Here is a 26,407-nt window from a genome sequence, read left to right as displayed (position 1 = left end):
TCGACCTGTTGGTCGACCTGTTGGTCGACCTGTTGGTCGACACTGGCCTCGGACATCCGTTTGGCAGACGACAACGCTTCTCGCGAATCCCTGCCCTGAACGATTCTCTGGTTGGAACTTGGTCCATTCAGCACCTGGGCAGAGGCCGTCATGACGCCACCGATCACCAACAAACTAGTTGCGATCAGCCGGCATAGCAGATAACAATTCCTATCAATCATGGGATGGAATCCTTCAGGTGTCCTTGGTAACGCCGACATCTTAGTCGGACGCAAATTGAATATGCATTTACAGAGACCGCTATTTTTATGCGGAGTAGTGCCGGGCCAACATGAGGACAATGTCTTCTTCGCACTTCTCTTTCATAGTGCCGAGATTGTGGCCGACGTCCTTGTACGATCGAAAGTCGTACTCAATTTCCAGATCATCTAGATGGGGTGTCAGTCTTTGATGCGCGGCGAACAATCCGTCGTCTTCCGCCACAACCATCATCAAGCCAACTCGATTTCGAATGTTTTCGACGTTACGTTTGCTATGAGCGAAGATGGTATCCTGATCGCCGGGCGAGGCTCCCCAATCAATCGCCGCCGAGACCGTCGCAGCCGCGCAGAAGATTTCGGGGTAGTTGAAAACAAATCGCAGCGAGGCATCACCGCCCATCAAAAAACCAGTCAACGCCCGACCTTCACGCGTCGCAATGGTGCGGTAGTTCGCGTCGACATACGGGACCAATTCGCGAATCACGAAGGTCTCTGCCTTGACGTTGGCGTTGTCCCAGTCGCGAGACTTGCTGAAGTGCCCACCGTTGGGAAAAACGGATATCACATCGCTCAGCTTTTTTTGCTGAATTGGCCGTCGGACGACGGCGCCTTCGTAAGCCGACTTCTCAGACCCCGACGCACCGTGCAAGTAATAGACGACCGGGAAACGACGTTCGGTTTTCGATTCATAGCTCGGTGGCAGGTAAATGTTGTACCCGACCTCGCGGTTCATGGACTTGCTCTTGACCACGCCATGCACCATGCCTGGGATCTTCTCAGCAACGACGCATTGCCACTCTTCGATCGGCGCGTTCCAGCGAACTTTGACTTCCTGAGAGTAAGCCGCGGACTGATGCAATACTGAAAGACAGCATAGAACTCCGAAAAATACGGATAACCGAGCTGACATTCTCATGCAACCTTCCGAGTAGCAATAATTGTAAAACATTATGACATCTGGGGCTGACTCAACGTTGAAAGATCCGGCTCTGGGCCGACATTCCCCCCCCAGGTCCCGTGGTATTGTAACGAATGGCCGTTTGCTGGGAATCATTTCATTCCCAATCTAGAAATTGGCACCGATGACGTCCGCCGAGATTGTCCCCTTTTTCTCGCAACACCCTGGTCTTGCGCGATACGGTTTCCTTTCCATGGAAAACACTGGCTGGGGATCGTGCCCAAACAGCCAAAGGCTGCGCTCTGACCGCGTTCACGCTGCTGACGTTTTCAGCGATGCCTTCGATGTGTCAGAAATCATGCTTCTCGGAGATGACACTTGTGGGGCCTGCATCGGATTCGACCCCGTAGCGCCGACGCACAGTGAATTGACATCGGACGGCAAATCGCTGCCTTGACTCGATAGCCGTGGTTTCAAAAGCATACGCATCTTGAACGGGGGACCGTGAATCTGCGGTAATGTCCGAGAACATGGTTTTGCCTTTGGGAGGTCAGCACGTTGTTCAGGATTGGCTACACGGACAGGCAATGCTAAAATCGAATCCTGTGCCAAATTTAATCGTTTCTGTTCCGGGCCGCGTTGTCAAAAACGTCCGTTGGGCAAAACGGATGCCTCATGTCAAAGCGGAGGGTACTAGATGCAACAGTCGGTAGAGCTGGTTATCCAGTTCGGTCAGTTCGCAATGCTAGTCATCGTAGTTTGCGTCGCCGCGATGCTGTTAGTCTCCGCTTTTGATCGCCATCCTTCCGACAAGCGAGATCGCGACGATCAAAATCGCAAAAAGCGAGATCGCGACGATCGAAATCGCACAGAGTGACAGCGAAGAAAGCCAGGATGAGAAAGTCGGAATCGCGATAGGGACAGCCCTCGCTGACTGGGATTCTTTGACGAACTCGATCGCAGCGGCTAGATCATTCTGGGTTATTGCTGGATGCCCAACCACATCCATGCCCAACCACATCCATGCCCTGATCCGAACTCCGTTACCCGACCTCTCATATGGTGTGCAGCATTGGCTCAGCGGTCATGTCATGTACTATGCAAAACGTAGCCAGCGATCCGCTACCGTTTTCATTGCTGAGTGTAAATCGTCTGCCGGGTGGATTCGGCGAACGACGACAAAAATCTCGCGTTCAAACCTTGTATCGAAGCATGCCGAACACGTTTCGATCGATTTAGCTATATTGATACGAACATTGCCGTTTTGAAGAACCGCGTTTCGTGGGACGAATGCAATAAGATTAACCAATAATTCGGACGGTCAGTTCCCACGGCGGATCCTACTGTAACAACACACAACGTAGCACCAAACACCTAACCAGCAGACATGAAGAACATCCTAGTATCGATCCTGCTAGCGAGCTCGCTGCATGCGGCTCCACTGACACTAACCTATGATAAACCGGTTTCCAATTGGGAAAAGGAAGGGCTTCCGATTGGGAATGGTTCGCTCGGCGGAGTTGTAATGGGAGGTGTCAATGATGCGTTGATCCAATTCAATGTTGACTCTCTATGGACCGGTGATGAAAACCCCGATGGCGTTTATGACAACAAAACCGATGGTTCAAGCACTTTTGGTTCTTATCAGAATTTTGGCGAACTCAGCTTCAAACAACTTGGCCGTTCCGACAGTCTGGCCAAGGTGACTGACCCCTTTGAACATCACACCAGCAGTCGCCAAACCGTTCAGCAGAGCATCGACGGTAAAGCGAACACGAAATGGTGTTTCGAACATCATGACAAAAGCATCATTTGGCAAGCGGACCTAAGAGTTTCTCAACCGCTGCATTCCTATAGCTTCACCAGTGCCAATGATGTTCCGGGACGCGACCCAGCACAATGGAAACTCGAAGGCTCGGATGACGGTACAACGTGGATTTTGCTGGATAAACAAGTCGACATCGCGCCCATGGACCGACGAGGGCAAAAGAATACCTATGCATTGAAAAACTCAGCTAAACATCGTTACTATCGCTTTACATTTATACCGCGAAAAGACGTTTCGCATTTCCAAGTTGCTGAAATTTCACTGGACGGTATCGGACTAGGTGAAGTCCCTGCTGCGCCCGATGGGTATAGCCGTTCTTTGGATATTGCAAATGCCAAACACACCACCACGTGGCAAGCGGACGGTACCACCTTCACACGCCAAGCCATCGCGTCGTTTCCAGATCAAGTCATCGCATGGAATTTAGCAAGTAATCGAGCCGGTTCGATCTCGGGAGCGATCCAACTCACTGGCGCCCATCCTGATTTGGAGACGGTTGACATCGATGGACAACAACTCCGTCTTCGTGGCACTCTTCCCAATGGACTTCGATACGAGGCTCGTGCGCAAGTTATCGCCCAAGGCGGTAACGTCGCCTTTGCCGACGATACGATCAACATCCGTGACTGTGACTCCGTGCTGATACTGCTGGCTGCGGACACCAATTACGTGATGTCATCTCAAGCAGGATGGATGAAGGGTGATCCGGCGGAAAAGACGACGGTACGTCTTGCTGACGCATCAAAAAAAACTTGGCAAGACCTTTTGACGGTGCACACCACCGATTACCAAGGACTCTTCAGTCGCGTTAGCATCGACCTTGGTGAAACGGACGAGAGCGTTTCCAAGTTGACGACCGACAAACGCATGGATCGCTATCGGCAAGAGGCGAAAGACTTACCACGTCCGTGCCTCGATCCTGAACTCGAAGCGTTGATATTCCAGTACGGTCGGTACCTGCTCATCGCAAGTTCCCGGCCAGGGTCACTGCCCGCGAACCTTCAAGGAATTTGGTGCAACTCGAACAGTCCCGCATGGTTTAGCGACTACCACTCGAACATCAATCTACAGATGAACTACTGGTTGGCTGAAACGGCGAATTTGTCGGAGTTGGCTGAACCCCTGTTCGACATGCTCTCCGCCGGCGTTCCGGTCTATAGCAAGCACACTGTTGCACAGTTCGGCGATGTTCCCGGTTTTGTCACTCGCATGAGTATCAATCCCTTTGGAGGCTCCGGGTGGAATTGGAACATTGAAGGCACCGCCTGGCTCGCTCAGCACTACTTCATGCACTACGAATTTTCAGGTGACAAAACGTTCCTTGCCGAACGCGCCTATCCGTTCATGCGCGATGTATCCCGGTTCTGGCTTGCGAAGCTCAAACGGCATGAGAACGGTTCTCTTGTCGTGCCCAATGTATGGAGCCATGAGCACGGCCCCTACGAAGACGGAACCGCACACGCCCAGCAATTGATGCACGACCTGTTCTCCAACACACTCACAGCGGGTGAAGCCCTCCGATCATCGCCAACGAGTGACTCTACCGTCGACAACGCCTTGTTGGATCAACTTCGCGAAACCATCCCCCAGCTACACGGACCAAAGATTGGTTCGTGGGGGCAGTTAATGGAATGGATGGAAGAGAAACCCAAGTTTGAGAAAAGCAACCACCGACATACGAGCCATTTGTTCGCCGTTTTCCCTGGCAGCCAGATCAACCTGCGAAAGACCCCCAAGCTTGCTGAGGCTGCCCGAGTTTCGTTAACGCAGCGTGGCGAAGTCGGCGACAGTCGTCGTAGTTGGACATGGGCATGGCGCACCGCATTGTGGGCGCGACTTGGCATGCCCGACCGAGCCCATGGATGTATCGCTGGACTATTGGCCCACAACACATTCGACAACCTATGGACCACGCACCCACCATTTCAAATTGATGGGAACCTTGGCATCACCGGCGGCATGGCCGAAATCTTCCTGCAATCTCATGTCGAAATGCTAGAATTGCTGCCGGCCCTTCCTGATGCTTGGCCCCATGGCAATGTTAAAGGGTTGAGAGCCAGAGGAGGTCATTTCGTCGATCTGACTTGGCGACGTCAAAAACTTGTCGAAGCCACGATTCATCCTGCCACCGACAGTAAAATCACCATCTACTACGCTGGAAAAACGAAGACGCTGAATGCGAAAAAGGGAGCCCCCGTGAGTGTGACCTGGTAGTCTGGTCGAACGTGTTGGTGGCTCCTCGTCGAAACGACCGAAGCCACGACATGGGTTGTCATTGCTGCGGCGATAGCCGGTACAACCCGGCGCCATGGAGCGGGATTTCTTGGCTGAATTCGCCGCTGAAGACTCCCAAGTCCTTCCTGTTCCATAAATCGCGTACAAGGGTTTCTACCGTAATCCCCAAATCGGACAATGACACCGAAACAAAATTGCTATCGGGGGTCGTTTCCTTCGTGTCGTCAGCCAACACACCAAATCGGATCGACCCATGATGCGTGAGCACTCCGCGAGCGTTAAACGTGTCGAAACCCTCGGGAATATCGTACTGAATGACAGACTTAGCGTGTGTCCCAATTCCCGCGACCGGCTCGCCATCGACAACAAGGGGGTGACCTTCGCAGGTGTGGTTGATTTGTGTTTGGCCCCAACCCGCCTGGGCGGAAGTCCAGCGAAGTTCGGAGAGTTTTTTCGACCCATTGGGACCTTTCAAAGTGGGCTCGACCCACACAGCGTGATCATAGGCGAAGCCATCCCCGGCATCGTCGACCATCAAAGCCAATCTTCGAGCATTCCCAATGGGCAACGAAATCTCAACGTCACTCCCCATGTCGCTTAGTACGGGACTCTTGTAGTTGGCTTTTGAAAAATCCGCAGATACGCCTTTGCTTTGCGCGTTAAATAAAGCAACGTATCGGTCCGCACTGTTGGGCACCTCGGCGGTCCAAACGATAAGGTTGTCGCTTCGCGAATGCTGGCGGTTGTTTTTGCTTGCCTGGTTAACGCTTAGGATTTCCGGATTCGTCAGCAATTGCAGAGTAAACTCGTCCAGCTTCGTCATGTCACCGCCAAGGATCAACGGTGATCGAGCGATACACCACAAACTCATGCAAAGAATCTGTTCGTCTTTGGTAAAGTTAGTTGGCCGAGTGAAATCAATGATTCCAAACGGCAGCATGTCGGCATCGGGCCATGCCCCTTCGGCACGGAATTTTGTCCATTTTTCAAGTCGGCCGAACATCTCGTACAGCGGCGGCCAACGATCCCAAAAATCGTCAGAAATTCGCCACATGTTCGCGTGATTCATGACGTGCTGGCCACGTTCAATCGGCGTGTCACCGGGCGAAAGACTCAGCACCATGGGGCGTCCGCACGTGTCAATCGCCTTGCGAATAGCCTCGATCTCGGCCATCTGAACGTCGTCATACGCACGCGAGATGTCGTCGACTTTAACGAAGTCCACGCCCCAAGACGCGTATAGTTTGAAGATTGAGTCGTAGTATTGTTGCGCACCGGGTTTGCCCATATCCACCCCGTACATATCGGGATTCCACGGGCAAGTGTGATCGATCAAGGCAATGTCGGCTGCGCGGGCACTTGTGCCCGCGATCGGTGTATTGGCATGCACCGCCTGTCTGGGAATACCACGCATGATGTGGATACCGAACCGGAGTCCCTTTGCGTGCACGTAATCGGCCAGTGGCTTGAATCCGGCGTCACCAGCCGCAGAGGGAAACTTCTTTACCGCTGGCATAAGACGACTGAAACCGTCCATCTCAAGAGGTGCACCCGCCTTGTAAACATGTGCCTTCGACTCGGGCTCATACCATTGGATGTCAACCGTAAAGTATTTCCAGCCCAACGGTTTCAAATGTTCCGCCATTGCGTCGGCTTGGGCCTTGGCCTGTTGCTCCGTTACCGTCGTGCCAAAGATATCCCAGCTATTCCACCCCATTGGCGGCGTCGGAGCATTTTTCCATGCCGGAGGGTCCGCCCGCAGAGCGTTGCCGAAAACAAATAGCCACACCACTACAAGGAAACGGGAATACATTCGCGAAGGAAATGTCCCAACATTCATCACGGTTCTTTCGATAGAAGAAAGTTGCAAATGAGGATAAGATGCGCTGAGCACAACGCCTGATTGATGCGGCTAAGAAAACACTAGGGCTTGATTGCTACATCGGGTTTCATAAGTCGCACGTCGTAGATGCCGCCGGCAACCCATTGGGTGGCAACAAACTTGATCGTGAGTTGTCCATCGGGTGCGGCATTGAGCAAAGACGTTGGTATCGAGTAGCGTTTGACCATAAACTGATCCGGTTCCGTTCCGCTTAATTCTACCGAAGCAAGTGGATTCTGATTGGCAAGAATGTCAAACCGCCGACCGCTGTCCCCGCCCCAATAGGTCACGACGAGGTCGACTTTCTGTTCGCCTTTGGTGTTAAGCGTGTATTGGAACCATTCGCCGTGACGCCACCGACGTCCCTGATGAACTCCGGTCTCGGTCCCTTCGCCGACAAACTGGTGCTCCACCTCTGGCTGTTGTTCACCGATGGCCACCGAATCGAGAGTGGCTGAGAGGAAAGCGGCTTTTGCATGCTCCTGGGCAGCCAGCCGTTCACGCCGTTCCTTGTACCTCTCTTCGGTCGTCACTTGCCAATACATCTGGTACCGAGAATCATGCAACCGATAGAAAGGCACAAGTTTCACGCCCTCTGCGTCGTCAGGTTCCACGATGTCCATGATTCGGAAATGCATCGGCCCTGCCTCGACATCCGGTTTGACATGCGCGGACACGTTTTCATCCGTCCCAATCAAGACCGGCACGCGATCAAGCGGTGTCAACGGACCATTGGCAATGTGACCCATGCGTGAATCGTCTGCACGAAGCCCGACAAGGTCCTGCGTTTCCGAAGGAGCGGCTAGCAGGATTGGACCATGCATGATCGCACTCCAAAGGGAACCATCCGGAAGAGGCTCGACGGTCGTGCGCATTGGAAGTTCAACGTCCACAACATCACCATCCTTCCATTCGCGGCGGATCTCAACATACGAGGACGGTTGGGATGAAATGACGATCGGCTTGCCATTAACATGCACCACGAAATCTCCCTCATTCGCCCACACGGGATGACGCAAGTGGAGTGTAAAAGTGGACGGCTCTTTGAGTGTCATGCAAAGCCGCGTTCGTGGCTCGTCCGGGAATGCGGTTTCCTGATGCAATGTGACATTGTCCGAAACGGTAAGTTCCGAAGCGATGAACAGATTCACATAGATGCCGTCCTTGCCGCGAGCATAGATGAACTGTCCGTATTTGCCGGGGTTTTCCATGCCGCTTCCGACGCAACACCAAAATGCCTGCTCAGGCTGAGAATAGACGCGGTAATGATCGGGACGCAGAGGCGTAAAATAAACGTACCCGGCTGTACGTGGGTTGATCGCGGCGAGAATATGGTTGTACAACGCCCGCTCGTAGTAGTCAGCGTAAGCGGCCTGAGGCTCCGACGCAAATAATTGTTCAGTAAGGCGTAGCATGTTGTAGGTGTTACATGTTTCCGGACCTTCGCGATGCTCGACCACACGGCTGAAATCATGGGGATCGTTGAAGTGCTCTGAAACACTGTTCCCACCAAAAGCAACGCTGCGATGTTGGGTTACCGTTTCCCAGAAAAAACGCGCGCCCACGTGGACTTTCTCGTCACCGCTAAGTGCCGCAATGCGTTCGAGCCCGATGACTTTTGGGATTTGGGTATTCGCGTGCATTCCAGTGAGTCGATCGATTTTGGCCAATAGCGGATCGAGCACTTCTTTGTGGTTGAACCGACGGGCAACACCTAGGAATTCTTCGTCTTTTGTAATTGCGAAGATGTCCGCCATCACTTCATTCATTCCGCCATGCTCGGCACGTAGCATGTTCTGCATTTGGTCCTCGTCTAGGTTCGACACAAGGTGGGTACACCACTTTCCGTATCGAACGAGTATCTCACGAGCCTTCTCACTCCCTGCAACAAGGTAAGCGTCACGAAGCCCTGCGAATGTCTTATGCAAGTTATACCAGGGGACCCATTTTCCATTGATTCCAAACCCGTGGGCATCGATATGCCCCGAGGAAACCTCACGCCAAAGTTCGCGGCTTCCAGGAACGCCTCCGATGTAACCGTCACCACTGGCTCTTTGACAATGCTCTAACTCCGCCAGCATGTAATCGAGACGTTTGCGGAACTCGCCATCGGGCGTGTCGGATCCCGAGGCAATCATGAACGCCAGCGCCGAGAGGTAGTGTCCGGCAGTGTGTCCGTCTAATCCGCTGCCCTCCCAATTTCCGTACGACGGCGCCTTTGGTTCTAGGCCTGCCTCTCGCAAAAACGGCGAAAGCAGTCGATCCGGATCGTGTGCTAGCAAGTAGGACCGATTGGCAGCGACGGCCGCGCTAAAGTAGCCATCCAGCACACGCACTGAAGAAAGAGGGAACATCTGTGCTTCTTGCCGCACAGTAGGCGATGCAGCCGTTGCCGAGGTTGTTTGCGTCAACATCATCGTTAACGTCAAGGCCGGGACCAGGACCGATAATGCCACAACCGATAATGCGTGATTTGAAGTCAAGCGTCTCATGATTGCCACCAATACCTACGAACGTTTTTCTCAATCAAGTTTCCGTCGGTACACATTTCCGTCGGTACACATTTCCGTCGGTACACATTTCCGTCGGTACACATTTCCGTCGGTACACATTTCCGTCGGTACACAGTGGAAACGACCACCTAAATGTAGCCTTTCAGACATTGGCACCAACGAATCCGTGGTACCTAATTCCGCCCGGAATACAGGAGAGTTTCGCAAACCGAATCGGGCAGCGAATACCGTTGATTTGGGCAACAAAACGTGTGTCGAGCGAATGTTCGAGCATAATGCCCGCAACCAACGTGGGCCATCCAACGATAGCGCATAAATACGTCACATTAGCGCAAGCATGCTTTGGACTTCTTTAACGACGGACGCAACTCGGCTAACGGTCCTAGGAGTCTTGGGCTATTTCAATCTCTCGATCTTCGAGAACTCAGACTTCGTTTGCTTCGTATAGATACCAACGTAGTTGACGCTCTCTAGATTGCTTGGAAGTTGGTGTTCGATTCGAGTGTCGTCGACTTTGAGAACGAGCTTTCGATGCTCGAGGTCGATTGTCACGGTGGCTTCAAACGTCGCGTCTCGATCCAGCGTCACCTTTTTCCCGGCTCCGATTGCCACGTTCGCCCAACTGCCATCAAACGCCGCGTGCCGATCCATCCCGATCATTGTACCGGCTTTGAATAAGCGATCATTCACCGGCGTCGCTCCGAAACAGAAAAAGGCATTGCGAGTGTTGCTTGTGGTTGCTGTTCGGTACTTGATCTTAAACATGGCTGTCTCGTTCATCGGTGAATCAAGTTTTTGCAGCGCAAACCCCTGGCTTTCTCCAGAGTCCAAAACGTATCCGAAATCACTTTTGGATACGACGGCACCTTTGACGACATCGAAATCCCCCGTGTTATCCTGACCATCGGGCAAAGGACCACTATTTTTTTTCTTGCCTCCGTCGGGTTGGTCACGCCACCACTCGCTAGGACCTTCCTTTTCAACGCCCTCCCAAACCTCGATAAACTTCTCTTTCATCTGAGCAAGTTTCTCAGGCATTTGCTCAGCAAGATCGTTCTCTTCTTTCCAATCTTTCCGGATTTCATAGAGCTGGAAATTTTGCAGGTCACGATCGGCCACAAGCTTCCAGTCGCCGATTCGCATCGCGGCGTGACTAGCGGTCGGCGCGATATGAGTTCGCCAGAAAAGCGGCACGGGACGTTCAACAGGTTTCCCCGCACAAGCGGGCAACATGCTGACACCATCGATCGTACGATCGGTAGGCAGCGGCACACCGGCGATGTCCAAAACGGTTGAAAAAATGTCGGATCCGATGATCGGCACATTGCTGACGGTGCCCGGATCAATCTTGCCTGGCCAACGGACGATTCCAGGAACACGAATCCCACCTTCGTGACTATCGCGTTTGCGACCGCGCAGACCACCGGTCGATCCCCATGTGCGGTTTTGCTGGGATTGGGGATTCTTTAGGTTGCCTTTCCCCGAACCCTCAGGCCCGTTATCACTGGTGAAGATAACAAACGTGTTGTCTCTCAGCCCCAACTCATTGACTGTTTTCATCAAGTTGCCAAATGCGTGATCCATTTGAGTCACATTGCCGTGATGCTGCCGAACGCCTGGGTTTTCAATGTCGTTATATAGCTTCATGAATTCCGGATCGCTTTCGATCGGCAAGTGTGGTTCGTGAGTCCATACGGTGATAAAGAATGGGCTTTCCGGATCACGCTGGGTCTTGAGCCAATTGGTTGCTTCGGACGCACAAATTGGCGCCGAAAACCCTTTCAAGGGCCCGACTTCTGTGCCATTCCGGACGAAATTAATCGGGTCTTTGTGAGTCGGAGCTGCATTGTTCTGGGTCGCAAACCACCAATCGTATCCATGGTCATTCGGCTGCGGTTGTTCTGGTCGGTTGAAATAACCGTTTAGATGCCACTTGCCGCTATGCATCGTTTGGTAACCCTTGGAACGGAGCAATTCCGGAATCGTGATTTCGCTTTCACGTAAGTGTGCTTGATTGCCCGCCGGCAACCATCGCCATACTCCGTTCCGGTAGGGCGTTCGACCGGTCAGGATTGACGATCGACTCGGAGAACAAACGCCGCACGCAGCATACGCCTGGGTGAAGCGAACTCCTTCGCCAGCGAAAAGATCCAGATTGGGCGTTTGGATTTCCGGATTCCCATAACACGCAAGGTCTCCCCAACCGAGATCATCCGCTAGAAACACAATGAAATTGGTTTGGTCGTTCGCAACAGCGGGTGAGGAAAGCAATAGTAGGCAAATTACGCGAAAAATCGTTTTCATGGAATCAATCACCACTCAATAGGAGGAACAAAATTCACAATAAAATCACCACGCCACCGAGCCATGACAACTCTTATCAAAGTAGCATCTTAATGCTGGGTGACGCGGACGCCGGACAAAATTGGCTCGCCTTGTTTTGCGACGAACCGAAGGTGCAACTCGTTTGAGATCGCAATCCGATTCAATCGAAGCGATTGAATGCCACTGCCGTCGGTCGGGTCTAGCGTAACGTCCTGGGCAACACGTTCGCCTTGCGCGTACACGTCGAAAACACGGATTCCTTTCTGTAACTCTTTTGGCACAGCAAAGAACAGTTCTACGTCGAAATGCTTCGGTGGGCCGATCACTTTGACGGGTAACGCGTCGGCATCAATGATCAATCTGGCTGCCTTTGCCGTGCTTCCGCTGTAAGAAGATGCAACACGCTTTCCTACACCGCTGATCTGAAATGCAATCGAGTTACCCGCTTTCCAATCCTCGCGATCCACGATGGCTTGAACCAATGCAGCAAGATCGGGAGTCCGTTGACTGTTACCCGCTTCCCCCACTTTCTTCCAAGCTTTCGGTTTCCAACCAACTTCTTGCCTAGTCAGTGACCGCGACGTCAAGTCGTGTGAATGATCATTGTACCGTGCGGCGTTACCGGTATCCTCGGCTGCAATGATTAGCGAAACGCTTTCCGTAGACGTTTCATCACATGTGAACTGAATCGACGCGGCGCGAATTGGCGTGCCTCGAGCTAGATTGATTTTGTTGAATCGCATTCCTACAACTTGAATTCCCGACTCCTCTACCAATTCAAGGTCGCTGCTCGCTAAGTCAACATTGCCATTCTCGTCTTCCTCCGCATCATCGTCAGCGTGCTGGACCGGGATACCGTTGTCGAGGTTATACTTGTCCTTCAATCGCAACTCGATGCGAAGATCAGTGATCGCATCGGCGCCGGAAGCCAATAACCATGGCCGCTTGGATGATTCGACCGAAGAGGAATGATGTTGAAAAAAACGTGCCTCTGGATTGGCGCGAATGGTCAAAGGCGGCGACACGCCGGCAACGACCGGATATTCCAGCCACAGATCGCCATCAACGTCCCGGCGATCCCCCGGGGCACCTAGATTGATCGACAAGCTCTCGACAACCTTGCCGTTCGATGCAGCGGAGGCTCCGCTATGGACACTCCATGTATCGATGTCGGGCATATGCACCAAGGCCAGCGAAGTTTGGTTCTGGTAAGGACAGCTACACGTTCGTGTGTAATCGGGCGCATTGAGCACTCCGTTGGCAACGACCAGGTTGGAAGTGCAACCGGATTTGAATCCACCAAGGTTTCCGGTGCCAGTATCGGTAAGCAAATCGTAGAACCCCGCTGCGCCCGATCGAAACGTCAATAAGTTCTCGCTGGCGATCACGCTGTTGCATCCGTAGGCGCGAGTGAAGGACCAAGGTTGCATCTCACCGGTCAACGGATTTCGTACCATCTTCGGTTTTCCGGTTCGCAAATAGAACGCGCCCGCCGATTGCGAATACGAATTGGCGTTGGTAATAATCAAATCGTTATGCAGGATGCAGGGTCCCGTATAGTCCAATGTATCGTTATTCCACACCTTCGCCCCATCGGCACCGGAATAGACAGCCATACCTTGGGCAGCTTCGCCCGACAAACGATCGGTGGCCTTCGAACCGGCTTGCAACAACAAATCGTGCTGTTCACTGTAGCCAAGCCAGGTACCAAAAATATTGTCATCAATCTCCCATGCCGGTTCTCCCGTTTGAAAATCAAACGCGGTGATCCGATAAGTCGCAGGCCGCGATTTGCCGCGGCGCCGGAGTGCTTCTTCGATTTGTTGGGGATTGCGATCGAGGCAATAAACCTTATCGCCACCGGCCACGATTCCGTTGTGCCAAAAACTATGATTGGCGTCGACCTTCCAAAGTTGTTCCCCGGAGTGTCGATCAAAACCAACCAACGCAACGCTGGCTGCCCGATCGTAACTCTTGCTACCAAAACCCGCCTTTGTCGCAGATAGCTTTTTGTCGGAGTCAAAAGCCAAGTTGTTTCGACCACGATACATCGCGAACCCAAGCCCTCCGATCAGAACATCCTTATAGACCCCCAGATAGCCCCACTGCTCTTTTTCTCCGGATTCGGATGTTGGGAGATGAAAATCAGCGAGTGCTTTTCCGGTCTTTGGATCGAGTGCGTGACAGACATTGTCCTCTACCAAATAGACGCGGTCTTCCGTAACCACATAGTTCGTCCCTCGTGCGTTGGCTCCGGGAATATGTACTTGGTTGTACTTTGGATTTAGCGGCGCGTTTTCGTACGTCGAATCATAGAAAACGTCAAAGGTACCCAAATCTGCAAAATCATGTTTCCAAAGCACTCGGCCTGTGTAGACGTCGCGGGCGCTCAAACAATTCATCCCTTCAATAAACAGCCGACCTCCCACGACTTGTTCGGGAGGGCCATGTCCGTGTCGGGGAAGCACATCCATGTTGCTACTGCCGCCAAACCAAAGAATACCCAGTGGCAATTTCACTCGCGAATCATCCGACTTGATCGTGTTGGCAATATTGCCGTATTGATGCGTCCAATCCGCTGAACCTGGAAGCGCCCCTTCACGCCGTACGATCACGCCATGCTTTCCGACCGTCACGTTCGCCTGTTCCAATCCGATGGCGTTCACGCGATCAGAGAGCGTTTGAAGATTCTCCGAAGCTAACAAATGCAATACGCCGCCGTAGGGCCGAACCGACTGGTAAATTAATTCGAGCGTCTCTTTCTCCATCGCACAAGCGTCTTGGGCAAAGATCATGTTGGCAACATATTTCGGCGCTCGAAATGAATCGGCGTTGCTATGATGCACGGTGACACGCCCATAAATCTCACTTGCATCGAAGTACCTTCGAGTCTGGTCAACTGAACTCGCGTCGGAATCGACGATCGCAAACTGAACAAAAGGGGAATCCATCGCGATGGCTCTGGCACGCTGATCCTGAGAGCTGCCAAACCAAAAAGCGTAACCTTCAGCGTCGCCAACGGAAAACAGATCGCGGGCCACTTGCCGGTCCCTATCCGACGCCCCCTGGATCTGTGGTGGCTCGGATGTTGCGATCTCCGTCGGCTTTGGTTTCCCGTAGGCAAGAATTCGTCCGTCGATCGACACGCCAAAGATTTTCTGATCGGCAACAATCAATCGCTCCAATCGATGATCCAAAGGAATTGATTGAACAACTTTCGCGGGTCCGTTTTCACGCGGGCACTCAATAATGCTGATCTCGTCTTCACCAGCGGCGATCAAGCGATTACCCGCCATAATCAGGTCGCCTGTACCATCGGCTTCGATTTCCCAAACCTTCTTTTCATCGGCATAGGCGCGAACGAAAAAGCGGTTCTCGACCTTTTCTGCCGAGTAGACCATGCCTTGGTGAAGCACCGGTTCGTTGGGCGTGAAAGCGGTCTTGATGCCGTTGGAAAGATGGAAAGCGCGGGTTCCTTTCAAGCGTGTGTGTACATAAAACTCGGTCTGGTCAACTGCGACAAAGGAACCACCGGTTCCTTTCCCGCCGGCGTTTAGCTCATAGTAGCGCAGCTTTCCGTTGGCGCGGTCAAAGACCGCTGGAACGGATCGCCCGCCTGGTACGATGAGCGATGAATCGCTCGCCGCCAAAGCGCCTTGCGGTGCAACTCCGGCGAACGATGGTGCGCTGTGTGGCTGTTTGATGTACTGAGAACCTGTATTGTCGTTGACCCACCTCACATCGCCCGAGTGTGCGTCCAAAGCATAGATGAACGTTCCCATAAACGGCCAAATGCCAGCAGCAAAATAGACGGTGCCATCTCGAATCACCGGACCGCCTCGCGCGGGCCAAGCAGACGTAATTCGCTGATTTCCAATCGCGTGCTGGGAATTGGGGGTGCCATCAAATTTCCATACCAACTTGCCATCTGCTGCGGATACGCAATAGAGGAATCCGTCATCGCTTGTGAAGAAGATATGCTCATTCCAGGCTGCCGGGGGAAGCCGCACCGGTGCCTCCGTGTAAAACGTCCACAGCGGCATTCCTGTATCGGCATCCAATGCCAATAGCTTGTCGGCATCGTTAAAGCCAATGAAGACGCGACCATTGGACACGATCGGCTCAAAGATTCGATCGTAAGTCATTAAGTCCAGATTGAGTGGATCGTCCCAGGCCTGTTGGCGTCTTGGGAAATGTTGCTCCCACAACAACACCAAATCACCGGCAATCTCGTTTGGGGATGCGGCCGAACGCTCTGCGTCAAACCGCCACATCGGCCAATCTTCAGCAGCCATTGCTGAGGATGCGATCAAAGCGAAAACTGCTAAGTGGATGAAATGGTAGGGAGCCAAACGTCTCAACATGTCGATTCCAGCGTCAATAATCGGAGGATTTCTTGATATTCAAAGGCGTTTCGCTTCCGAGCGACCGCCTGCTCTAGCAGGTTTCACCCCACTAAGCGTCCTTGAATATCAAGCGACACATTGTAATCACATCGGCGCCCGCTTGACGAGCGAGCAACCAAAACCCAACCGACTTCATCGACTGCCGTTGTTTAGCGAGCGGAGCTCATGTTGTTGTACGCGTGATCCAATGCGTGTCGCAGAGTCCAAGCCTGACTATCCGAACTGTGCGAGTGTTGAGCGTTTGTCAATGCTGTCTGCAATGTGTGCCGTGTCGATGAACTCATTTGCGGACTATTGCTGGAGAGCAGATTGCTCACTGTCGTCATGTACACAGCGGCACATTGATCTACCCGCCCATTGTTATATAGCGGTGCCCCTTGTTCGATGGCCGATCGAATCATCTGCTGAGGGTGATTGGCAGTCCCCTCACTTCCCGGCGGGATCATCACCGAATCGATGACGTGTATCACACCGTTGCTCGTATCCATATCCGTCGCTATCAGCACTGCGTCATTGACTTTTGCAGCGTCGCCGTCGATCGCGATCCGAACCGAGCCACCGGACAATGTCTTCGCCTCGCCAGCAGCGAGCGCCTCGTCTGAGTAAACTCTGCCGGCAACAACATGATATTTCAAAATTGAAGCCAATTTCGCTTTGTTCTCAGGCTTCAACAGAGAGCTGACGGTGCCATCGGCTAGCTTCGCAAATGCTTCATCCGTTGGGGCGAAAATAGTGATGGGGCCTTCTCCCGATAACGCTTCCACTAGTCCAGCCGCTCTGGCAGCAGCCAAGAGTGTCGTGAAAGACCCAGCCTTGCTGGCAGCCGTTGGGATGTCATCCGCTGCGGGTAGAATCACTTGATCGACGACGTGAATGATTCCGTTGGAGCATTCGATATCGCTGCCTACCACATTGGCTCCATCCACCTTCAGTCTCGCCTCGGAGAATCCAATCGTGACTCGCTGCCCGTTGAGCGTATCCGCATCACTTAACTTGACGATGACCTTACCTGGTACTGCGCCCGGCACAACGTGATATGTCAAAATATTGATCAAATCCTGTTTGTTCTCTGGTTTCAACAACGTCTCCACCGTTCCCTCGGGCAACTTCGAGAAAGCCTCGTCCGTTGGGGCTAAGACCGTAAACGGCCCGTCACCCTTCAACGTTCCAATCAGGTCCGCCGCTTCGAGTGCGACAGCAAGCGTTTTGAAGGACCCCGCTTCGACTGCCGTATCCACAATGTCTTTCCCCGTTGGCTCGTTTGCCACCGTGGTGGATACGAAGACAAACGCCAGGGCACATGAAAACCCAGGAACTAATCCCGAGTATCGTGTTGTTCTTTCTTTTGTGAATTTCATTGGTATACCGTTTTGTGTTTTGCCGGGGATCTTACAAACGCTCGCCACACCATTTGTTGAGCGACGCGGTATTAAAGGGTTGGGACTCACTTTGACAAGTGACGAAAACGGTAACAATCGCCACAAATTATCGTCGGATGGTCCATCGTTTCGATCACATAACAGCGTGACCGCCCCCGGCTATTGCCAGCGTCCTACTATTCCTGAATGGGCCAGCACCACACGCACGGTGCTTGTTGAAATGACGGTGCTTGTTGGAATGATTGAGTTCGTGCTTGCAGTCGGACAACCATTTTTGATCTGGCTTGATGCTTGCTGCATAGAAAGATTGGGCACCTGAAAACCATCCGAATAGGCGTCGTCGAAATGGAACGCACGCGATCACCATGATCAATTTCCAAATCAGAGAGCACCACCAGGAGCGATTGGCGGATGCCGAGTTTTCGCTCCCGGAGGCGTCGCCGCATCAGCTACGATCCAGTGTTCCACTCACGATTTCAGTGTGCCACCGATCTGTCTCGTTTTGACGCGATGCTTCGAATCACAATACACGCTACTTCGGCAAATCAGTGATTCATCGTTCAACGTCCACTAGGACGTTTGCTCACAATTCAACGCGAGCATGGCGGTCAACGTCCTCCACGGCCTCACCAACGAATGGGATAAGGTTTCTATAGGTGCCGAAGCCTAGGTCGATAGTTCGCATTCAATTCCATTTGGGGCTGGAATGTTTTGATGCAACATAAACTCTCAAGACACGGCATTACATGGGCGTTAGACTGTGAGCGAGAGAAAGCAGACATGGCCTTGTACGATTTACGAAAAGACCCTTTGGAAAAACAAAATATCGCTAACGCCATCGGGTATCGCAAATTGGCAGATTGGTTCCGACAAAAACTAGGCACCATCGTGTTGGGGGACGGCCGAGTGGAGTGTGATTGGGCGAGACCGAACAGTTACAATATCAGTAACTTTGCAGGAGGTGCTGACCGACAAGAAACTGGATATCCCGTCTGAACTCATTCCAAGCCTTTAGGTTTCCCCAATGCATGCCTCCGTCAACGAAATGTTTCCATTTTCTATTTAACATCGCCGCCATATCCGGCTTGGTTGCCTGCGTTGAGGGATAACGCAGTTCTTCCAAATTGCCTCAGCAAACGGCTTAACTCAGAGACACAGCGACTCGCATTCACAAAGGTCGACAGACAAATCAAGGCACCTTCGTCGCGGTCTATGATTGTCAAGCCATCCCCCAGTGGCTACAGCCTCAGTGGGGCATCGGTTCAGAGGCCAGAACGTTACTATTTTCAAACCGACGAGAATGAAAGATGATTAAAGTCTTCCTCCCTTTAGTGCTGCTATTCGTCTCGTGCTCCGCCTTTGCCTCTGATCGCCCCAACGTGATTTTGATTGTCACTGATGACCAGGGATACGCGGACATGTCATGCCATGGGAACCCTTGGCTCAAGACACCAAACTTGGACCGTCTGTGTGCCGAGAGTGTTTCCTTGGAGGACTATCACGTCGATCCTGTTTGCACGCCTACGCGCGCAGCGCTGATGACTGGCCGATACTCTTCACGCGTAGGCGCTTGGGCCGTCACCGAAGGACGGCAATTGCTCGAACCTGATGAAGTGACCATGGCCAATGTCTTCTCCGAATCCGGTTACCGGACCGGCATGTTCGGCAAATGGCACCTGGGTGATACATGGCCGTACGCTCCGCGTTTTCGCGGCTTTCAAGATGTCGTCCGCCATCTTTCGGGCGGAATCGATGAGATCGGAAACCCGATCGGCAATGACTATTTTGACGACACGTACTATCGAAACGGAGTGCCGGAACGAATCAACGGATATTGTACGGACGTGTTCTTTAATGAGTGCAAACGCTTCATAGCGATGCGTTCCGAAAAACCGTTCTTCGCCTACTTGCCGCTCAACGCAATGCATAGCCCGCACACCGTGGCGGAAAAGTACTCGGCTGCTTTCATCGCGGACGGACACTCGGAGGATCGATCGAAGTTCTTTGGCCAGATTATCCAATTTGACGAGAACCTTGGACATTTGTTCGATTTTTTGGAAACGCAACATATCGCGGAAAACACAATCGTTATTTTCATGGGTGACAACGGCACCGCTCAAGGTGCCAACGGACGCGAACCCGCCGATGGCTTCAACGCAGGCATGCGAGGAAAGAAAGGGTCGGTCTACGAAGGTGGGCACCGCGTTGCCTGTTTTGTACGCTGGCCCGCTCGCTTAAAAGCGGGGCGCGCGATTGCGGAACTCACCTCTTGTCGAGACTGGCTGCCTACATTGATCCAGTGGTGTGATCTCGACGCCCCCAACGATGTCAAATTCGATGGGCAAAGTATTCAGGGTCTGATGAACGATCGCGTCACGAATTGGCCCGACCGAACGTTGTTTGTAGAACGTCAAAGCGATCATCCAACATTGCATCGGCCGCACAAATCGCGTGCCCAGTATCCTCACTATGCCGTGCTAACTGAAAAATGGCGAATGGTTGACGGCGAACTGTATGACATCATCAACGATCCAGCACAAACGACGAATGTCGCGGCCAATCACGCGGAGCTAGTGCAGGGATTGCAAAAACAGTACGAGCAATATTTTGCAGACGTGTTTTCCGATGGCGCAGCGTATACTCGGTTCCAACTCGGCGCGGACAGCGAAAACCCGATTCTGCTGACCGTGCGGGATTGGCATCCAACCGAAGGGAATGTGATTTGGAAACAAGCCCAACTCAATGACGACACACTTAACATCAATGGGTCTTGGGCTGTCAATGTTGTGATGGCGGGACACTTTTCCATTCGTCTGTCGAGATTCCCAGACGACGCACCTGAGCCGATGCGGGCGACCAAGGCGGTGCTTAGGATTGGCGAGCAAGAGTTGCAAAGGCAACTGCACGGCAATGAGACCTCCGTCACTTTTGAAGTGGATCTACCAAAAGGCCACAGCTTGCTGCAAAGTTGGCTGAGCGACAAGGAAGGCGGTGTTCGTGGAGCCTATTTCGTTCATGTTGAACGTCGAAGTGAGTAGATTCTCGGCGTACATTTTTCCGAATTCGGAAAACTCACATCAAACGGGACACATCAAGGTTCATGACATGAAAACCATCTTGTTTTGCCTAGCGATGTCTGCTTGCATTAGCACGACCGCGCAAGCGTACCCCCCCCAAGAAGCGTTCCCGTATGGTGCGCCAAGCGGCTAGGGACCGGGAATTGAGTGCCGCGTACAACGTAGTTTCAATGACTACTCATCCCCTTGCTTGAGAGAGGATCGATATTCGGAGTGTGGATCTTTGCCGCAACGTAACAGCAGACGTCCCCGTAACCGAGGTCGTCTAAAAAAATGGCGACGATGTTCAGCCTGACATTCGGTTGGTCTTCGGCCGGAGCATACTCGCAGAAGAAAACGGCAACGAAAATGGCGCTACAGCAGCCCTCGTATGTGTGTTCTTTCTGGACGTGTTCCTTGACAAGACGGTGGCATGTTTCTGCCGATTCCCACTTTTTTGACCGCCTTCATGAATTAACAATCGAGCCAGCATTTTTGTTGAAAAAATCGCAAGCTGCACCCTGGTTTCACTTATTTACGCCGTTTTTTTAATTGCTCAATTCTAATATTTAGATATGTCGCATCGGCCTCGTCACACAGGTGTGATCTCCGCCGGAATTTGCGAGGTTTAAGAAAATCTCGCTACCAAACCCCTCTTTGAATCGAAACGATTGTTCATCATTGCGAGCAATTTTTTGACATCCTCATTTAAAATAGCATCCTGACGAACCTTTTTTTGACGTCGCGTTTGTTGGGCTGTTTAGCGGTCTCGCTCCTGTTCCTTTTCCTCGAATCTTGTTGGACAAACGCTCAGCTGGGCCCCAGATGTCGATACCATCAATAATGGCGGGGCCGGTACCTGGGATACCACCAGGGGCAACTGGATCACGGCGACCATTTGGACCAACGGCGGCAATGCCATCTTTGGCGACTCGGGCGGAGACTACATTGTGGATATCGCTGATGGCGGTATTACGGTGGGCGATCTGAACGACTCTGGTACCAGCAAGCTACAGCTCAGATCGGTAACCGATAACCTCGGCACAATCACAGTCAAATCCGGCGGTGCATCTGGAATACGGGCGGCGGAGATATCGAGTTTGTCCCCAACCTAGCTAACGATACCCCGCGTTCTATCAGCAGCGGCGATACTTTGACGGTTAATGGCGGCGGAGTATTTGCTGCGGGCGAGAAGAACAACGGTGCCAATTGGTCGGCCGCCGGAGCCACGCTTGACGTCACGGCGGCCACAACCGTTCGTGGGAATGCAATGAACATCGGGCAATTCGAGGCGGCAAAGCTCACCGGTGGCAGTACCTATATCAATGAACGCAACTCAAATCAAACGTTGGGCGTTAAATGGGAACTTGGCATAGGCGTGGTCTCTTTCGGTACGCGCTTTGCGGGGCAGGCCGTCTACAACGACGTGATTAGTGGCGATGGTACGTTGTAGGTGAAGTACGGTAAATTCAACGAGGGAACAATGGATTATTCCGTGGCTCTAAACGCCGCTAATATCTTCACCGGTGGCGTGATTGTCGACGGAACTGACAATACCACGGTTCTTATGATTGATCAGGAGAATCGTCTAGAGGGAAGATGCGACCAAGAGATGAATCAACCACGACACTTTTGATTTGCTCGTCAGGTTGTTCGGTGGAGTTATATTTCAGCGACCATGCCAATCGCTAGTCTACATTGTCGATAGATTTGCTTTGATCGTCTGGATCCGTTCTTCATTTTGGTTGTAGCGATGAACGACAATCGTCTCTTTATTGCTTTCTCCGCTTGCGTCCCCAACCGTACGCGATGGCTTGGGCAATTGAATTTCAATATGACCGTTGTTGATGTCGGCTTCGATACGCATTCCCCCATTTTCCATACGTTCGCATTTAGCCCTCGTGGCAAAACTGTCTTGTTTACGGTGTGGACGATAGAGCGTTACGAATTGAGTCGAGTTCGGAAAGGTGCCTGATGACGATGGGGTGACCGCGGATAGGTGCCATTCACGCAACTTGATTCGATCGCGTGGATTGGGATCGTATTGATCCGTTTGGGAAAACGTCAAATTTTGTGGTGAGAGAAACTCAATCTCGCACTCAACGTCACCAACGGCCAGTTTTAGTTGTTGATTTTCGCCCATGCGAAACTCGTTCTTGGCGTGCAACCAATAAGTGAACTCGGTCGGCTGTCGTGCTTTTAAACAGTCGTAGACGACGACCAAATCCGGTTTAATGAACACGATCGCGCGGGTAAAGCGATCCAAACTCCGACTTTCGTCTTGTGGATTGGGGCTCGTTCGATAGGCCGATCCTGCTTCACCGACCACAACGTCTATTGCTGGGCTGGTCTGCATGTCTACGATCTGGCCTTGCGATGCCGACGAATGAGCCAATTGCCCGATGTCGTTTTTCCCTGCATGGTTAAGCGTGATGTTGTTCACTGATCGAGTGCTCCACATCCACCGCCTGTGATGTTCACTGCCGTAGATGTCACGGTAGCCGGATCGAATCAGTAGCCGCTCACCATAAGCATAAAGCAAGAATGAATTATTGGCCTCATAGCCGTGCGACTGAGTCCCAAATGGACTGGATTTAAAGACCACCTGAACATCGTCTTTGGCATCTAGTATGTTCGTATTCAAGTACGCTTGTCCGACACCGCGAAATAGTCTCGAAGTAGGTAAATCGGTTGGTGGTTTTGGAGTAACCGGCGTTAGAGATCCTCGTAAAAATCCAACGTAGCCTGGCGTAAGTTTCGATCCACCATGCTGATCCACATACCACTGCCAATATTGATTCCGGGATTGGGAAGCCAAGACACTCATCAGTTGACTATGGCGGGAGGATGTTTGTTTGGCCGTTAAGTCGCCAAAACCGCCACCCTCTTTTCCGGGCGGCATCAGATACATCGGGTAGTAACCGATGCGGCTGAAATAGGGTTTATCGAAAGCATTGATGTCGAGTGCGGCCTTCATGATATCGGCCCACCATGTGAAACGACTTATGTAGCTGTTCCAGTACGAGATGCCTTCGTGCCAAGCCCCGTTATCGTCACTCCACACTGGGCACGGCTATCGCATCAAAATCACGCTCCGAATAGGAGTTTTTCGAGAAAGTCGGTGTTCCAGCCGGCTGCTTTTCGCTTGCTCTTCAAACTCGACTTCGACGTGTCCTGCTTCAGCAGTGTAATTACAAACCGTCTGGTGAAGCTCAGGTTTTCAATTGCGTGACCTTCGCGAATCCGACTTGCATCTTCGTGAAACACCACGTCCAGCACCCAGTGCATACTCTCGATCGACCAATGACTTCGAACCGATTTTGCAAACTCATTTACCTTGGCGGATCGACTGCTCAGGAAGTAACGCACTTCACTCGACCAGGATTCGCCATTTTCGATACTCGTGACCGCTTGTCCGATGCTCTTGGCACCCATCCATTGGTCCGTTAACGCTCGAACTGACGCTGGTATTTCAGTTATCCCGTAGAAGCGTTCTTCGTTTCGTCCTCGTGATTTTTCCTTGATGGTCTTGGAGCGAACATCTGACTCGACAAGGCCCTGTTCATGGCACACCAGAAAGTGTTGCTCGATTGCCGCGCAGAGTGTGGGGTGATTGCCTTTGACTGCAAAAATGTAGTCACCCCCTGCTTCGATGATCTTCTTTGCAATCGACTTTTGGCATCCCAAGGCATCGAGTGTCACGATCGAATCACGTATATCGATCAAGTCGATCAACTCAGGAATGACGGTGATTTCGTTCGTTTTGGAGTCCACTGCGACCTGCCCCATGGCGAGGCCTTCTTCGGAAGCCCAAGCACCTACAATGTGCAGAGCATCGCTTTTGTCTCGTTCGGTGTAAGAGCCTCGTGAAGTCTTGCCGTCAATTTGCACTAACCGTGGACTGCCATCGTTCGATCGTCCTGCCCGAAGTTGATTGGTCCATTCGACGAGAGCTTGTTGAAACTGAATCGGTTTAATAACTGCAAGCACTCTGCCAATCGTATCGTGAGATGGGATTCCGTCTTCAATGTCAATAAACCTTTCAAGCCAATCCCGTTTTTGGATTGCGAATTCTTCGATCTCTGCGGGACCATCGGCATCGGCAATTGTTGCGCAGACAACAATAAAGAGAATGGAGTGGAGTGAGTGCGTGATTCGACCTTCGACTCTCGGGTCTTCGACGTGTTGGAAGCAATCGTGAAACTTACCAGCGACTTGATATGGCATTTGGAAATCCGTTTGTGCGTGCAGTGGTTTTGAAATCCGTCAAATGAAATCTTTCGCACCGACACTGGACTTAGGCAAGTCTGAAACGAATACTTGGTTAACTTTTGATGCGATGGCCGTGCCACACTGGGTAGGAATGGAAAAAGACGTTCGTTGCAAACCAAACCCACTGGTCAGCTTGTTCAATTTCACCATGAAACGCTAATCCGATTTCCCCTAAGAAATGCCACGCCCGATTGCTGTGGCTTGCATAGGGTGACCAAAGGTGCCGCGGGCTAAGGTGCTCGAATATTTCATCACCGCGGATCTTCATGACTTTACGACAAATCTCTTTTTCGTCTTCGCTAAGCAAATCGTTCACGAACGTGTAGGTACGACTAAAGTAATAGGCGTACGGCATCCCGGCTTCGTCGTTATAGCGATAACCGGTGGCTCCCTTGGGATCCCACTTTGCACATTCCAACAGAATTCGTTTTGCCAATGCACCGTATTCATCTTTGCCGCCAATCAAGCGGGTGAATGCTAACGTCGCGGCGCCATCGAGTGCTCGGATGGTGTAGTTGCGATTGCCCCACCATATCTCACGCCACGGTTCACTTTTTTTGTCAACGTTTGGACCGTATTTTGAAGGCTCTTTGGTGGGTGGCGGATTCCTTAGGAGCTTTTCACATGTGCCCACCAGGGAGTTGAAATGTGTCTGCATCGATCCAGCAGCGAGCTGGCGGAGTCGCGGTACATCTTCGGGCCGCAAGAATAAACGAGGATGTTGCTCAGGAATTCGCGAAACCAACTCATCCCGACTCGGCATTGGCATCACGAGTGCATCCGCAGCGATCGAAACACGCCTCACGTCACTCCACTGCGTAAACTCTCCGCGTTCGTTCTGACCACGATAACGCCAAAAACAATTTCCCGCCGGAAACGCAACGGATGGTGTATGGACGCTGTATTGAATCGAGTCTGCCTGGTAATTGATCGTTGAGAAATTTGAATCGGCAGCGCACTGAATTTCCCATTGAGTGATGCCGCGTTGCGGACGCCAAGAAAAATTAGGTGGGTTGACTTCCGAGTTCGACTTGTCCGGCGGTCGATAACCCCACTCCGATGGTTGGGCGGGACGCTGATCCAATTTTAAATCAGCAGCAAGACCGGCAGTGCAGATCAACGAGAGATAACAAAGCAATAAGAACCGCATGGGAAGCTTCGCAATGGCAGGAGTTTTTTCGCCAGGATAGGCTTTAGGTGGGAAGCCAATAATATAATGGATCGCGACCATCTCTGCCACAAGCTTCACTGTGTTTACAGATTACTGTGTTTACAGACTGAAGTGTTTACAGATTACTGTGCAATTCACTTTTTGTTTTTTGGTTGTCTGATCCCTCGTATTGGTTCACGCGA

16 protein-coding genes are annotated in these 26,407 nt (G+C 52.0%); 6 read left to right on the top strand and 10 right to left on the bottom strand.

The window, feature by feature from the left end; all coding sequences use genetic code 11:
- Together CA13_RS26035 and CA13_RS26030 are read right to left on the bottom strand one after the other, a co-directional pair.
- On the bottom strand, window positions 1–221 hold a 221-nt coding region (locus CA13_RS26035; protein WP_419194837.1), incomplete at its 3' end, for a hypothetical protein.
- Between the two features lie 85 nt (window positions 222–306).
- Entirely contained in the window at window positions 307–1,170 is an 864-nt protein-coding gene (locus CA13_RS26030) for an alpha/beta hydrolase (RefSeq protein ID WP_419194836.1), read from the bottom strand.
- Window positions 1,171–2,545: 1,375 nt separating this feature from the next.
- Here CA13_RS26030 and CA13_RS26020 point away from each other — a divergent pair.
- Complete coding sequence (locus CA13_RS26020) at window positions 2,546–5,200, top strand: glycoside hydrolase family 95 protein (protein WP_146401671.1); 2,655 nt, start codon at window positions 2,546–2,548, stop codon at window positions 5,198–5,200.
- Window positions 5,201–5,258: 58 nt separating this feature from the next.
- On the opposite strand, the gene CA13_RS26015 is transcribed toward CA13_RS26020, so the two are convergent.
- From CA13_RS26015 to CA13_RS25995, 5 genes are all read right to left on the bottom strand, one after another.
- Window positions 5,259–7,061, bottom strand: a complete 1,803-nt coding sequence (locus CA13_RS26015) for an NPCBM/NEW2 domain-containing protein (RefSeq protein WP_419194835.1) — start codon at window positions 7,059–7,061, stop codon at window positions 5,259–5,261.
- 83 nt (window positions 7,062–7,144) lie between these two features.
- Window positions 7,145–9,595 carry a glycoside hydrolase family 127 protein gene (locus CA13_RS26010; RefSeq protein ID WP_146401669.1) on the bottom strand — a complete coding sequence of 817 codons (2,451 nt, stop codon included), beginning with the start codon at window positions 9,593–9,595 and terminating at the stop codon, window positions 7,145–7,147.
- 417 nt (window positions 9,596–10,012) lie between these two features.
- Window positions 10,013–11,920 carry a sulfatase-like hydrolase/transferase gene (locus tag CA13_RS26005; RefSeq protein ID WP_146401667.1) on the bottom strand — a complete coding sequence of 636 codons (1,908 nt, stop codon included), beginning with the start codon at window positions 11,918–11,920 and terminating at the stop codon, window positions 10,013–10,015.
- A gap of 89 nt (window positions 11,921–12,009) precedes the next feature.
- Window positions 12,010–16,305 carry a PQQ-binding-like beta-propeller repeat protein gene (locus CA13_RS26000; protein ID WP_146401665.1) on the bottom strand — a complete coding sequence of 1,432 codons (4,296 nt, stop codon included), beginning with the start codon at window positions 16,303–16,305 and terminating at the stop codon, window positions 12,010–12,012.
- 191 nt (window positions 16,306–16,496) lie between these two features.
- Entirely contained in the window at window positions 16,497–17,585 is a 1,089-nt protein-coding gene (locus CA13_RS25995; protein WP_419194834.1) for a fasciclin domain-containing protein, read from the bottom strand.
- A gap of 1 nt (window position 17,586) precedes the next feature.
- Here CA13_RS25995 and CA13_RS35690 point away from each other — a divergent pair, with 1 nt between their 5' ends.
- The 5 genes from CA13_RS35690 (at window position 17,587) to CA13_RS35685 (ending at window position 22,418) form a co-directional block, all read left to right on the top strand.
- The gene (locus tag CA13_RS35690; RefSeq protein ID WP_419194833.1) at window positions 17,587–18,045 is read left to right on the top strand and encodes a hypothetical protein; all 459 of its coding nucleotides are present in this window, start codon (window positions 17,587–17,589) and stop codon (window positions 18,043–18,045) included.
- A 395-nt stretch (window positions 18,046–18,440) separates the two neighbouring features.
- Window positions 18,441–18,722, top strand: a complete 282-nt coding sequence (locus CA13_RS25990; RefSeq protein ID WP_473087488.1) for a hypothetical protein — start codon at window positions 18,441–18,443, stop codon at window positions 18,720–18,722.
- Between the two features lie 311 nt (window positions 18,723–19,033).
- Complete coding sequence (locus CA13_RS25985; protein ID WP_146401661.1) at window positions 19,034–20,764, top strand: arylsulfatase; 1,731 nt, start codon at window positions 19,034–19,036, stop codon at window positions 20,762–20,764.
- Window positions 20,765–21,935: 1,171 nt separating this feature from the next.
- The gene (locus CA13_RS25980; protein WP_146401659.1) at window positions 21,936–22,235 is read left to right on the top strand and encodes a hypothetical protein; all 300 of its coding nucleotides are present in this window, start codon (window positions 21,936–21,938) and stop codon (window positions 22,233–22,235) included.
- A 30-nt stretch (window positions 22,236–22,265) separates the two neighbouring features.
- The gene (locus CA13_RS35685; RefSeq protein ID WP_419194832.1) at window positions 22,266–22,418 is read left to right on the top strand and encodes a hypothetical protein; all 153 of its coding nucleotides are present in this window, start codon (window positions 22,266–22,268) and stop codon (window positions 22,416–22,418) included.
- Window positions 22,419–22,475: 57 nt separating this feature from the next.
- On the opposite strand, the gene CA13_RS25975 is transcribed toward CA13_RS35685, so the two are convergent.
- The 3 genes from CA13_RS25975 to CA13_RS25965 all read right to left on the bottom strand — a co-directional run bounded on the left by CA13_RS25975 (window position 22,476) and on the right by CA13_RS25965 (window position 26,303).
- Window positions 22,476–23,846 (bottom strand): heparinase II/III domain-containing protein, encoded by a 1,371-nt coding sequence (locus CA13_RS25975; protein ID WP_146401657.1) that lies wholly within the window; start codon window positions 23,844–23,846, stop codon window positions 22,476–22,478.
- A 23-nt stretch (window positions 23,847–23,869) separates the two neighbouring features.
- Window positions 23,870–25,009 carry an ISAs1 family transposase gene (locus CA13_RS25970; RefSeq protein WP_146401655.1) on the bottom strand — a complete coding sequence of 380 codons (1,140 nt, stop codon included), beginning with the start codon at window positions 25,007–25,009 and terminating at the stop codon, window positions 23,870–23,872.
- A gap of 97 nt (window positions 25,010–25,106) precedes the next feature.
- A complete protein-coding gene (locus CA13_RS25965) occupies window positions 25,107–26,303 on the bottom strand; it encodes a DUF4962 domain-containing protein (RefSeq protein WP_146401653.1) in 1,197 nt (398 codons plus the stop codon).
- Between the last annotated feature and the right edge of the window lie 104 nt (window positions 26,304–26,407).

Source organism: Novipirellula herctigrandis (assembly GCA_007859835.1).
Classification (GTDB): domain Bacteria; phylum Planctomycetota; class Planctomycetia; order Pirellulales; family Pirellulaceae; genus Novipirellula_A; species Novipirellula_A herctigrandis.
The sequence above is the reverse complement of the archived record's forward strand: the minus strand, read 5'-3'. Positions and strand labels throughout refer to the sequence as shown.